This window comes from Novosphingobium fluoreni, from assembly GCF_014196615.1.
Lineage (GTDB): Bacteria > Pseudomonadota > Alphaproteobacteria > Sphingomonadales > Sphingomonadaceae > Novosphingobium > Novosphingobium fluoreni.
The window spans coordinates 106,985-119,808 of record NZ_JACIDY010000006.1 but is presented as its reverse complement, the minus strand read 5'-3'; the positions used below and the strand labels follow the sequence as shown (position 1 = coordinate 119,808).

Annotated in this window: 9 protein-coding genes and 1 riboswitch; of the genes, 7 read left to right on the top strand and 2 right to left on the bottom strand. The window is 64.3% G+C overall.

Features of this window, described 5'->3' with window-relative positions; genetic code table 11:
- Window positions 1-44 precede the first annotated feature (44 nt).
- Together GGR39_RS12605 and GGR39_RS12600 are read right to left on the bottom strand one after the other, a co-directional pair.
- Complete coding sequence (locus tag GGR39_RS12605; protein ID WP_183617466.1) at window positions 45-824, bottom strand: N-acetylmuramidase domain-containing protein; 780 nt, start codon at window positions 822-824, stop codon at window positions 45-47.
- Between the two features lie 89 nt (window positions 825-913).
- A complete protein-coding gene (locus GGR39_RS12600) occupies window positions 914-2,800 on the bottom strand; it encodes a TonB-dependent receptor plug domain-containing protein (RefSeq protein ID WP_183617465.1) in 1,887 nt (628 codons plus the stop codon).
- Between the two features lie 108 nt (window positions 2,801-2,908).
- Window positions 2,909-3,100: riboswitch (cobalamin riboswitch) on the bottom strand.
- 202 nt (window positions 3,101-3,302) lie between these two features.
- Here GGR39_RS12600 and GGR39_RS12595 point away from each other — a divergent pair.
- The 7 genes from GGR39_RS12595 to lpdA all read left to right on the top strand — a co-directional run bounded on the left by GGR39_RS12595 (window position 3,303) and on the right by lpdA (window position 12,798).
- Window positions 3,303-4,469: a cell wall hydrolase gene (locus GGR39_RS12595; RefSeq protein ID WP_183617464.1), complete on the top strand. Its 1,167-nt coding sequence runs from the start codon at window positions 3,303-3,305 to the stop codon at window positions 4,467-4,469.
- Window positions 4,470-4,610: 141 nt separating this feature from the next.
- Window positions 4,611-4,910, top strand: a complete 300-nt coding sequence (locus GGR39_RS17285; protein ID WP_058735481.1) for a hypothetical protein — start codon at window positions 4,611-4,613, stop codon at window positions 4,908-4,910.
- A gap of 207 nt (window positions 4,911-5,117) precedes the next feature.
- A complete protein-coding gene (gene mdh, locus GGR39_RS12585; RefSeq protein ID WP_183617463.1) occupies window positions 5,118-6,080 on the top strand; it encodes a malate dehydrogenase in 963 nt (320 codons plus the stop codon).
- A gap of 44 nt (window positions 6,081-6,124) precedes the next feature.
- Window positions 6,125-7,015, top strand: coding sequence for a succinate--CoA ligase subunit alpha (gene sucD, locus GGR39_RS12580; RefSeq protein ID WP_183617462.1), 891 nt, complete (start codon window positions 6,125-6,127; stop codon window positions 7,013-7,015).
- A gap of 141 nt (window positions 7,016-7,156) precedes the next feature.
- Complete coding sequence (locus GGR39_RS12575) at window positions 7,157-10,000, top strand: 2-oxoglutarate dehydrogenase E1 component (RefSeq protein ID WP_183617461.1); 2,844 nt, start codon at window positions 7,157-7,159, stop codon at window positions 9,998-10,000.
- 8 nt (window positions 10,001-10,008) lie between these two features.
- Window positions 10,009-11,262, top strand: a complete 1,254-nt coding sequence (odhB, locus tag GGR39_RS12570) for a 2-oxoglutarate dehydrogenase complex dihydrolipoyllysine-residue succinyltransferase (RefSeq protein ID WP_183617460.1) — start codon at window positions 10,009-10,011, stop codon at window positions 11,260-11,262.
- A 138-nt stretch (window positions 11,263-11,400) separates the two neighbouring features.
- Window positions 11,401-12,798 (top strand): dihydrolipoyl dehydrogenase, encoded by a 1,398-nt coding sequence (gene lpdA / locus GGR39_RS12565; RefSeq protein WP_183617546.1) that lies wholly within the window; start codon window positions 11,401-11,403, stop codon window positions 12,796-12,798.
- Window positions 12,799-12,824 lie beyond the last annotated feature (26 nt).

Here is a 12,824-nt window from a genome sequence, read left to right as displayed (position 1 = left end):
CCTACCCCGCCGCCTACCTTCCAGGCCTGGCGGCGGGTGATCGCTTACGCCAGCAGCGCCGCCCAGGTGCCGGCGCCGACCACGCCGTCGGGCGTAATGCCCCGCGCTTTCTGGAAATAGGTGACGGCGGTCTTCGTCCCGGGCCCGAATGCGCCGTCCGGCTTGAGCCCCAGCAGAGATTGCAGCCGCGACACAGCCTCGCCACTGTCCCCTAACTGGAGAACGGGAGCAGCGGACGGTTTGGCCGGTGTGAACGCGGCAAACGCCGTGGCCATCTTCCGGTCGTAGGCATTCTCGGCGAAGGCCGGCCCATTGTAGCCGCGCGCGAACGCCGTCCAGTCCTGTCGGCGCAGTTCATCGTCGAGACCGCGTGAGCGGATGAAGGTGACGAAGCCATCGAGCTGTGCCGGTTCGCCCGATTTAATAGCGGAGACGAACCCGTCGATCGAGCTATGGCCGGCCGCCTGGTGATTGAAACCCATCAGCTGGAACTTGCCCCAACTAGCGGATTCCAGCGCCGCCTTGCGGTCCAGCGCGATGGCGCGGCGCAGGCGATCATATTCGCGCGCACCGCCCAGATATCCCCCACGCTCGACATGCGAGATGTTGGGATGAGCGGCACCGAACCGCCCCTTAGTCCGTCGGTGGAAGACATGCCGCTCGAACAGGATCTTGGGCCGACCGTCAGGCAGAAATCCGCCGCCCGCACTTTCCACCGAAGCGACGGCGCGCAAGGCCGCAACCGAGCAGCCAAGGTCCCGGGCCGCGCGCGCATAGTCCGCATCGCGCAGCGGCACCGGGTTGCCCTTGAACTCATCCGCCATGTCCACTTCCCTCGCCACGACGACCACGCCGGAGGTAACGCGGCGGTGCCCGTGTAGGAAAGTGCTTTAACGGCGGCCCCGCTGCCGGATCAAAGTCGCGCGCGAACGCCCACGAAGCCCGAACGTCCGGCGACGCCGTAGCCGCTGACGACCTCGTATTTCTCGTCCGTCAGGTTTTCGATCCGACCGAACAAATCCAGATGCTCGTTGATCGGCAAGCTGGCGCGTACGGTGCCGGTGGCATAGCCCTTCAACGCGGAGAAATTGCCCGCGCTGCTGTAGCTGCCGCTGACCATGCGCAGATCACCGCCCAGCACCAGACCGGCAAGCGGGCTGGTCCAGTCCGCCGACATCGTCAGCGCGTGACGGGGACGGCGGGCAAGGTCGGTACCCTCGTTGAAGTCACCGGCGGTGCGATTGGTGGCCTTGACGTATGTGTAAGCCGCCTGGGCACGCATCCGCTCGCTGACTTGCGCTCCCAGTTCCAATTCGAACCCGGTGGCGCGGGCCCGGCCGATGTTCTGATAATAGCCGAAGCGCCCATCGTTGCAGAGCACGTTGCCATCCGGGCAGAAGGCGAAGTCGATCAGATTGCGACTGTCGCGGCGAAAACCCGTGAGCGCGAAATGCAGCGGGCCGTTGCGATCGCCATACTCGATCCCGGCGTCGTAGCTGCGGCTGCGCTCAGGGTCGACCAACGGATTTCCGTACTCGGAGAACAACTGATAGAGCGTCGGCACTTTGAAGCCTTCACCGTAGGAAGCCCGCACACGCCACTGATCGACAACGGTAAAGCTGCCGTTCGCACCGAACGTCCACTGCCCGCCGAAGCGCGAGTGATCGTCGTAGCGTACGCCGCCCGCCAGCGTCGCGCGATCGCCATACCAGCCCAGCAGCGCGTGGCCGCTGGAAATGCCCGCCTTGTTACGACCCCCGGAGGTGTCGATGCGCGACCATTCGTGATCGGCACCGAAATCGAGGCGGATATCCTGCATGATGCGCCAGGCCCCGAACAACTCTGCGCGGCGCGTCTGGCCTTGGGTATTGGCAGTATCACCGAAGTAGCTTGGCCCGAAGTAGCGGCGGCGGGTGTCGGATATCTGGTAGCCGGCATTCAGGTCCAGCGCCTCGGAGGTCCATGCCAGGCCCGCGCGACCACCGATCTCGCGGGTCTTCTGATAATCAGGCGTATCGATCAGGCCGAAGGGCGGATTGAAGTCGAACCCATCGATGTCGAGCTTGCCCTGCGTGTAGCGGCCGACGATGTTGGCGGTCAGGCCGGGGGCGATATCCACATGCGCGCGCCCGCCCGCGCGCCATTGGCGGAACCCGTCACGCTCGGTGCCACTGGCCGCCTGGCTGATGCCGTCGGTGCGCAAGTATCCGCCGTTCAGGGTGACGCCATAGCCATCGCCGGTGACGCCGCCGGTCACCTGCCCGTCAAAGGAATCGCGCGCACCATATTCGGCGCTGGCTTCCAGACCGTTTACGTCGCGCGAGGTCAGGGCGAGGACGCCGCCGATCGCGTCCGATCCCCAGATGACTGAGTTGGACCCGCGCAGCAATTCGATCTTGCCAAGTCCACCCGTCGTCAAGTTACCGAAATCGTAGCCGCCGCTCGGGGCTGCGACGTCAGCCACGCGGATACCATCGACCATGACGAGCAACTGCTGCGAGTTGGCGCCGCGCACGAACAGGCTGGTTTGCGAACCGATGCCGCCAGCACGCGCGATGGTGAGGCCAGGGAGGCGCTCCAGCACCCGGGTGATGTCCGGCCCCTGGACCGCATCGATTTCTTCGCGACCGATGACGCTGATCGGCTGTCCGCTCAAGTCCACCCGCGCGGCGCTGCCGGTGCCGACAACGGTGATCAGGGTGTCACGGACGCTATCGGCAACGGTGACCTCTCCCGCCTCCTGGGCCATGGCCGGGGCGGAAAAAACAAGGGCAGACGATAGCAAAAACAGGTACTTCATGAATAAACCTCCCACCTTGAACGACATGCCGTTCATGGCGAGAGGGCCCGCACGCATCCCTCATGGGCGCGCAAGTCCACGCTGCAACCGGTACTCCCGCCCGGTGCGGAACGACCGTCAAATCGGGCAGGTCTCCTGGCTCCCGGGTCACGGCCTGCCCTCGCCTTCCCGGAGGCGCGATGGCCGCCAGTGGCATCGGTGAGTGCAGGCTCTCCGGTCACAGTTGCGGGAGCAGCTTCGGGTTTACACCGAAATTCCCTCTTCGGTCCGGCAAGCCGGACAACCCCTGACGTGGCCGCGCTGCTAGTCGCGCGAGGAAGGGCCCGCAAGTGCAGGAAGGACACGGTACCGCGCCAAACTTCGCGATTGGATGAGAGAACTCGTTAACGGGTTAAGCCTATCGCGAAGCGATGTACCGCATCGGGACGCCGCCCAGACCCTTGCTGCACGCGCTTTCGCGCGGCGCTATGCGCATGGTCGAGATTCTCTTGATCGATATTTCATGACATTGTCGCTGTCCCAGATCTGCCTTGACGAGCAGCGCCCTCGCGATTTCGTGGCGCGGATCGGGTGGACACGCGCCGGCCGCTGGTATGCCGCGGGCCAAAGGCGTGCCCGGCTGGCACTGGTGGTGCTGGGGGCGATCGCCCTGCCCGCCTTTGCCGCGCCCGGTGGATGGGCGGACGATTGGGACGCCTTTTCTATCGGCAATGCCGATGCCGCCGCCGCTCCGGTGGAGCCTATGCCGTTCGAGCGCGCGGGCGACAGTTTTCCTGGATCGGCCTTTTACTACCTGCAGTTCGAGAGCCGCGAGCCGGGGTTTGGCGAAGGCATCCATTCCGATGCGGGTGCCGCTCCGTCGCTTGACGGAGGGCCTGCCCCCGTCGCCCGGTCCCTGCGGATCGATAACAGCGGCGTCGATCGCACCCGCGCCGAACAATGCATGACGGCGGCGATCTATTACGAGGCGGCCAGCGAGCCCGACGCTGGACAGCGGGCCGTGGCGCAAGTCGTTCTCAACCGCGTGGCGCATCCCGCCTACCCCAAGACCGTATGCGGCGTGGTCTTCCAGGGATCCGAGCGATCGACCGGCTGCCAGTTCTCCTTCGCCTGTGACGGCGCAACGGCGCGGCGCCCCAACCGCCTGTTCTGGGAACGCGCCGCCTTAGTCGCCCGGCAGGCTCTCGCCGGCTATGTCTATGCACCAGCGGGCTTGGCGACACATTATCATACGGTAGCGGTGCATCCCTACTGGGCCCCTAGCCTGCACTACTTGCTGACGATCGGGGCGCACCGCTTCTACAGTTTCAACGGACCGGCCGGGCAACCCGCCACCTTCCGCTATGCCTATCTGGGCGGCGAACCCCTGCCAGCGCCGCACCGTCATGACGACACGGCTGCTGCCGTCGCGGCGAGCGAAGCGCTCGATCCGCTGGCGATCCAGAGGGCTTACGAAGAGGGACTGCAGCGCGCGCGGGCCGCCGGGCTGGTCGCCAATCCCGGCGGCCTTGCCCCGACGGCCGCTGCGCCGCCCGCGCCAGCCTACACAGCCGAACTGAAAGAGCGCGGCGGCGAAACCCTCTATCGCGGCGACAATCTACCCGGGGGCAATGACGTGCGCGACGAATACCGCAACAGCGGCGCCTGGATCGCCAGTCCGACAAGTTGACGTGCCCGCGTTCGGTGGGACGCGAGCTGTTTACGGCCAATCGCAATCCTCAACGGCGCTGAAACCATAGGCCGTCACGAATAGCTTACGAGACCCAGCTAGAATGGCCCCATACCAGGAAACATAGGGCCGCGACTTCTCATGACTATCCGCTTCGCCGCCGCACGTGCCCGCGGCAAATCGCCCCTGCACACATGGCGCTGCCGTTCGGTGCCGCTGTGCGCCGCCAATGACAACACCCGCGCCACGCTGGACGACGGGATGCTCATTGCTTCGCTGCGCCACTTCGCCAGCCACGGATTGGCCTCCGCGGAGACGGCGGGCGCTTATGCAAGAACGGCCATCGCCGCTGGAGATGAAGCGGCCTTCGATCATTGGCTGGCAATCTGTGCGCAATTTGATCGCCGAATGGCTCTTCATCTTCGGCGCCGAAACGGCTGATCATCACCGGTATACAATTATTGCTATTGATAACTGTTATCATCTCTCCCGTCTGATCGATGCATCTTTTCGCCTTTAAGCGGTTGCAATCCCCTTTTCATCGGCCTAGGCCCGCCCGGAACTTCTCGGAGCCTGCCGTCTAGCGGGGCAAAGCAGGCTGTCCTTTCGTCCGCTGCCCCGCTCGTGTGAAGAGGACTGACAGGCTCTATGGCTCGCAAGAAGATCGCCCTTATCGGCGCTGGCAATATCGGCGGCACGTTGGCGCACCTCGCCGCGCAGAAGGAATTGGGCGACATCGTCCTGTTCGACATCGCGGACGGCGTTCCCCAGGGCAAGGCCCTCGACTTGTCGCAGTGTGGCCCGGTCGAAGGTTTCGACGCCCAGATCACCGGTTCGAGCGACTATGCCGCCATCGCCGGCGCCGATGTCGTGATCGTCACCGCGGGTGTTCCGCGCAAGCCCGGCATGAGCCGCGATGACTTGCTCGGTATCAACCTCAAGGTGATGAAGGCCGTGGGCGAAGGCATCAAGGCCAACTGCCCCGACGCGTTCGTGATCTGCATCACCAACCCGCTCGACGCGATGGTGTGGGCGCTGCGCGAGTTCTCGGGCCTGCCGCACAACAAGGTGGTCGGCATGGCGGGCGTGCTGGACTCGGCGCGCTTCTCCACGTTCCTCGCCTGGGAATTCGGCGTTTCGGTGCGTGACGTCACCAGCTTCGTGCTCGGCGGCCACGGCGACACCATGGTGCCGGTGGTCGAGTATTCGACCGTCAAGGGCATCCCCGTTCCCGACCTCATCAAGATGGGCAAGTCCTCGCAGGAGCGCATCGACGAGATCGTCAAGCGCACCGCCAACGGCGGCGGCGAAATCGTCGGCCTGCTCAAGACCGGTTCGGCGTTCTACGCCCCGGCCGCTTCGGGCATCGCGATGGCCGAAGCCTATCTCAAGGACCAGAAGCGCATCCTGCCCTGCGCCGCCTATGTCGAAGGCCAGTACGGCGTTGACGGTCTTTACGTCGGCGTGCCGGTGAAGATCGGTGCCGGCGGTGTCGAGGAGATCATCGAGATCGAACTGAACGAGACGGCGAAGGCCGGCCTCCAGGTTTCGATCGACGCGGTCAAGGAACTGCTCGTGGCTTGCAAGGGCATCGACGAGAGCCTGGCGTAAGTCGCTCTCTCGTTTAACCTCTTTCCTCCCCAGGAGATAAATCGATGTCCATTCTCGTAGACAAGAACACCAAGGTCATCACCCAGGGCATGACCGGCAAGACCGGCAGCTTCCATACCGAAACCGCGCTGGCTTACGGCACCAAGATGGTCGGCGGCGTAACGCCGGGCCGTGGTGGTACCGAGCATCTCGGCCTGCCGCAGTTCAACTCGGTCCGCGAAGCCAAGGCCGCGACCGGCGCCACTGCGTCGTGCGTCTATGTGCCGCCCGCCGGTGCCGCCGACGCCATCCTGGAGGCGATCGACGCGCAGATGGAACTGATCATCTGCATCACCGAGGGCATCCCGGTGCTCGACATGATCCCGGTAAAGCGCGCGCTGACCGGCTCGAAGTCGCGCCTGATCGGCCCGAATTGCCCCGGCGTGCTGACCCCCAACGAGTGCAAGATCGGCATCATGCCGGGCAACATCTTCTCCAAGGGTTCGGTCGGCGTCGTCTCGCGTTCGGGCACGCTGACGTACGAAGCCGTGTTCCAGACCACCAACGCCGGGCTCGGCCAGACTACGGCTGTCGGCATCGGTGGTGACCCGGTCAACGGCACCAACTTCATCGACGTGCTGGAGCTGTTCCTGGCCGACGACGAGACCAAGTCGATCATCATGATCGGCGAGATCGGCGGCTCGGCCGAAGAAGAAGCGGCGCAGTTCCTGAAGGACGAAGCCAAGCGTGGCCGCAAGAAGCCGATGGCCGGCTTTATCGCAGGCCGCACCGCACCTCCGGGCCGTCGCATGGGCCACGCCGGCGCGATCGTTTCGGGCGGTCAGGGCGGCGCCGAAGACAAGATCGCAGCGATGGAAGAGGCCGGCATCCGCGTCTCGCCGTCGCCGTCGGAACTGGGCGTGACGCTTCAGGCAGTGCTGAAGGAACTCGTCTGACTTGAATCTATCCCTCCGGCCGAATGCATCGGCGGGAGGGATACCGGCGGACAGCAGGCCTCCTCCCCGGGAACCCGTTGCACCGCGATCGATTGGTGAGATGCGCTGGGATCGCCTCCGGCGCGCAAAAGGTCATTTGCCATGGGCAACGAAACGTTCGACTTCTTTCCTGACGAGCCACAGGCTGGTCCCAGCTGGCAACGCGGCAACTGGCCGATCGTCGGTGGAGATTACGAAGACGACCTGACGCAGGCGCTCGATCCCACCACGCTGAAAACGCAGATCGAAAAGTCGGTCAAGAAGGCCGGTGCGCCGGTCGATGAAGCGCGGATCGAGGAAGCGGCGAATGATTCGATCCGCGTGATGATGCTGATCCGCACCTATCGCGTGCGCGGGCATCTCGCCGCCGATCTGGACCCGCTTGGCCTGAACCAACGCGAATTGCCCGCCGATCTCACCCCGGAATTCTACGGCTTCACCGGCGCGGCCTTGGATCGCAAGGTCTATCTGGGCGGTTATCTGGGGCTGGAGTGGGGCACGGTCCGCGAAGTCGTCGATATCCTGCGTACGAACTACTGCGGCAAGGTCGGCCTGGAATACATGCACATCTCGGACGTGGAGGAGCGTCGCTTCCTTCAGGACCGGATGGAAGGCGTGGACAAGGAGATCGAATTCACGCCGGAAGGCAAGAAGGCGATCCTGCAAGCCGTGATCCGCGGCGAGCAGTATGAAAAGTTCCTGGGCAAGAAGTACGTCGGCACCAAGCGCTTCGGGCTCGACGGCGGTGAGTCCATGATCCCCGCGCTGGAAGCCGTTATCAAGTACGGCGGCCAGCTGGGCGTGAACGAGATCGTCTATGGCATGGCCCACCGCGGCCGCCTGAACGTCCTCGCCAACGTGATGGCCAAGCCCTACAAGGTGATCTTCCACGAATTCTCGGGCGGCTCGGCGAACCCCGAAGACGTGGGCGGCTCGGGGGACGTAAAGTACCACCTCGGCACATCGACCGACCGTGATTTCGATGGCGTGAAGGTTCACATGAGCCTGATGGCCAATCCCAGCCACCTGGAAACGGTTGATCCGATCGTGCTGGGCAAGGTTCGCGCATACCAGGTGCTGCAGGACGATATCGGCGATGATATCGGCCCGGGCGCGCGCCACAAGAAGGTGCTGCCGGTCCTGATCCACGGCGACGCCGCGTTTGCCGGGCAAGGCATCGTATGGGAATGCTTCGGCCTTTCCGGCGTGAAGGGATACAACACCGGCGGGTGCATCCACTTCATCATCAACAACCAGATCGGTTTCACCACCAGCCCGCAGTTCGCGCGCAAGTCGCCCTACCCCTCGGACGTCGCGAAAGGCGTCCAGGCGCCGATCCTGCACGTCAACGGCGACGATCCGGCGGCGGTGACGTTCGTGTGCAAGCTGGCGATCGATTATCGCCAGACCTTCGGCCGCGATATCGTGATCGACATGTGGTGTTATCGCCGCTTCGGCCACAACGAGGGCGACGAGCCCAGCTTCACGCAGCCGCTGATGTATTCGCAGATTCGCCAGCATCCCGGCGTTAGCGCGATCTACGCCGATCGCCTGAAGCGCGAAGGCGTGATCGACGATAGCTTTGTGGCCGAGACCGAGGGCGCGTTCACCGCGCATCTCGAGGAGCAGTTCGAAGCGGCCAAGAGCTACAAGGCCAACCAGGCGGACTGGTTCGCCGGGCAATGGAGCGGCTTCAACAAGCCCGCCGACCCGGAAACCGCGCGCCGTAACGTTGATACCGGCATCGAGAACAAGCTGTTCGACAGCCTCGGCCGCACGCTCACCACGGTCCCCGAAGACCTGACGATCCACAAGACGCTGGGCCGCGTTTTGGATGCCAAGCGCGAGATGTTCAAGTCGGGCGAAGGCTTCGACTGGGCGACCGCTGAGGCGCTGGCTTTCGGCAGCCTCGTTTCCGAAGGCTACAGCGTGCGCTTGTCGGGTCAGGATTCGGGTCGCGGCACTTTCAGCCAGCGCCATGCCGTCTGGGTCGACCAGACCAGCGAGCGCAAGTTCGTGCCGCTCACCACGCTGCCGCACGGCCGGTTCGAAGTGCTGGATTCCACGCTCAGCGAATATGGCGTTCTCGGCTTCGAATACGGCTACGCCAGCGCCGATCCCAAGACGCTTGTGCTGTGGGAAGCGCAGTTCGGTGATTTCGCCAATGGTGCGCAGATCATCATCGACCAGTACGTCGCCGCCGCCGAAGCCAAGTGGCTGCGCGCCAATGGCCTCGTCATGCTGCTGCCGCACGGTTATGAGGGCCAGGGTCCGGAACACTCGTCCGCCCGGTTGGAGCGCTATCTGCAACTCTGCGCGCAGGACAACCTGCAGGTGTGCAATATCACCACGCCGGCCAACTACTTCCATGTGCTGCGCCGGCAGATGCACCGCTCGTTCCGCAAGCCGCTGATCATCATGACGCCCAAGTCGCTGCTGCGCCATCCCTTGGCCAAGTCACCGGCAGCGGACTTCGTGGGCGAAGGCAGCCACTTCCGCCGCATCCTTTCGGATCCCAAGGCGCCTGCCGATGCCGCGACCAAGAAGGTCGTGCTTTGCTCCGGCAAGGTGGCCTACGACCTGATGGAAGCGCGCGACGCGGCCGAGATCGATGATGTGCAGATCATCCGCGTCGAGCAGATCTATCCGTTCCCCGGTGAGCCGCTAACCGCCCGCCTCTCACGCATGCCCGCGTTGGAAGACGTGGTGTGGTGCCAGGAAGAGCCGCGCAACAACGGCAGCTGGTTCTTCGTGGAGGAACACATCGAGGCCGCCATGGAAGAGGCTGGCCTGAAGATCGGCCGCCCCCGTTACGCCGGGCGCGCCTCTTCGGCGTCCCCCGCGACCGGCCTTGCCAAACGCCACGCCTCCGAACAGGCGGCACTCGTCGCCGACGCTCTGGGCCTCTCGGTCCGGTCCGAAATCCGTCGCAAGCAGAAGGCTTGAGATAAAAGATGTCCAGCGAAGTCAAAGTCCCCACACTCGGCGAGTCCGTGTCCGAGGCCACCATCGGCCAATGGCTGAAGCAACCCGGCGATGCCGTCGCCGCTGACGAAGCGATCGCCAGCCTCGAAACGGATAAGGTGGCCATCGACGTCACCGCGCCGCAGGCCGGCGTGATGGGCCAGCATATCGTCAAGGAAGGCGACACGGTCACCGTCGGCGCGCTGATCGCGACGATCGAAGACGGCAGCGGCGCAGCAGCGGCTCCCAAGCCAGCGGCGGCGACACCTGCCCCATCTCCCAGCCCGGCACCGACACCGACAGCAGCCCCCGCACCATCGGCTCCGACTGCGGCAGATGACACGAGCGGTGGTTCGTCCGTACTCTCCCCGGCGGTGCGCCGTGCGGTGTTGGAACATGGCATCGACCCCAGCAAGGTGAAGGGCACCGGCAAGGACGGCCGCATCACCAAGGACGACGTGCTGGCCGCCGCGCAGGCCAAGACCGCGCAGCCCGCGCCGTCGACCTCGGCTCCTGCCGCCGCTCCCGCCGCGACGGGCGGCGAACGCCGCGAAGAGCGCGTGCGCATGACGCGCCTGCGCCAGACGGTCGCCAAGCGGCTGAAGAGCGCGCAGGAAACCGCCGCCCTGCTCACCACCTTCAACGACGTCGATATGTCGGCGGTGATCGAAGCGCGCGATAAGTACAAGGACGTGTTCCAAAAGAAGCACGGCATCAAGCTGGGCTTCATGAGCTTCTTCTCCAAGGCCTCGGTCCTGGCGCTGAAGTCGATCCCGAGCGTCAACGCTCAGATCGAAGGCGATGAGATCGTCTACTTCGATTACGTCGACATCTCGATCGCGGTTTCCGCTCCGAACGGCCTCGTCGTGCCGGTGGTGCGCAACGTCGACAAGCTCAGCTTCGCCGGGATCGAGCAGGCCATCGCCGACTACGGCAAGCGCGCCAAGGATGGCACGCTGACCATGGAAGACATGAAGGGCGGCACCTTCACCATCTCGAACGGTGGTGTGTTCGGTGGCCTGATGTCGACGCCGATCATCAATCCGCCGCAGTCGGCCGTGCTGGGCCTTCACCGGATCGAGGACCGTCCGGTCGTGCGTGATGGTCAGATCGTGATCCGCCCGATGATGTACATCGCGCTGAGCTACGATCACCGCCTGATCGATGGTCGCGAGGCCGTGACCGCGCTCAAGACCATCAAGGAAGCGATCGAGGATCCGACGCGCCTGCTGATCGACCTTTGATTTTGGTGCACGTGAATCGATAAACCCTCGTCATTCCCGTGAAATCGGGAATCCATCCTCGGCCCTGGCGTGTTATCCAAACTCAGGTGATGGATCTTCGCTAAACCGGGGATGACGAAAGAAGAGTTGGAGCCGCAGATGGCTGAATACGACTACGACGTCCTTGTGATCGGTGCCGGTCCCGGCGGTTATGTCGCGGCGATCCGCGCGGCGCAGCTGGGCCTCAAGACCGCTTGCGCCGATGGCCGCGAGACGCTGGGCGGCACCTGCCTCAACGTCGGGTGCATTCCGTCGAAGGCGATGCTCCATGCGTCCGAATACTTCGACGCCGCCGCGAACGGTGCTATGGCGGCGATGGGCATCAAGGTGACGCCGGAGCTGGACCTTGAAACCATGCACGCCCAGCGCCGTGACGCGGTGAAGGGGCTGACCGGCGGTATCGAATTCCTGTTCAAGAAGAACAAGATCGACTGGATCAAGGGCTACGCCAGCTTTGAGGACGCGCACACCGTCTCGGTGGCCGACAAGAAGGTGACGGCGAAGAACATCGTCATCGCCACGGGTTCGTCCGTCACCCCCCTACCCGGCATCACGGTCGACAACGACAAGGGCGTGATCGTCGACAGCACCGGCGCGCTGGAGCTGAAGGCGGTCCCCAAGAACATGATCGTCATCGGCGGCGGCGTGATCGGGCTGGAACTCGGCTCGGTATGGCGGCGGCTCGGCGCGCAGGTCACCGTGGTTGAATTCCTCGATCAGCTGCTGCCCGGCATGGACGGCGATGTGCGCAAGGAAGCCGGCAAGATCTTTAAGAAGCAGGGCATGACGCTCAAGCTTTCCACCAAGGTCACCGGTGTCAGCGTCGATGGCGGCAAGGCCACCGTCACCGTCGAACCCTCAGCGGGTGGAGATGCGGAAACGCTGGAAGCCGACGTCGTGCTGGTATCCATCGGTCGTCGGCCCAACACCGAAGGCTTGGGCCTGGACAAGATCGGCCTTTCGGTCAACCAGCGTGGCCAGATCGAAACCGATCACGATTTCGCCACCAAAGTCGATGGCGTCTGGGCGATCGGCGACGTGATCCCCGGCCCGATGCTAGCTCACAAGGCCGAAGACGAAGGCATCGCCGTGGCGGAAAACATCGCGGGGATGACTGGAATCGTGAATCACGACCTGATCCCCGGCGTTGTCTACACCGCGCCAGAGTTTGCAGGCGTGGGCCTGACCGAAGAGGCCGCGAAAGAGCGGGGCGCGATCAAGGTCGGCAAGTTCCCGATGCTCGGCAACTCACGCGCGAAGACCAACCATGAGCCGGACGGCTTCGTGAAGATCATCGCCGATGCCGAGACGGACCGTGTGCTGGGCGTATGGTGCATCGCCTCCGTTGCCGGCACGATGATCGCGCAAGCGACGCAGGCGATGGAATTCGGCGCGACGAGCGAGGATATCGCCTACACTTGCCATGCGCACCCGACCCATTCGGAAGCGATCAAGGAAGCGGCGATGGCGGTTACCGGAAAGCCGATCCACGTCTGATCGGTAATCCGCACCATCACGGTCGC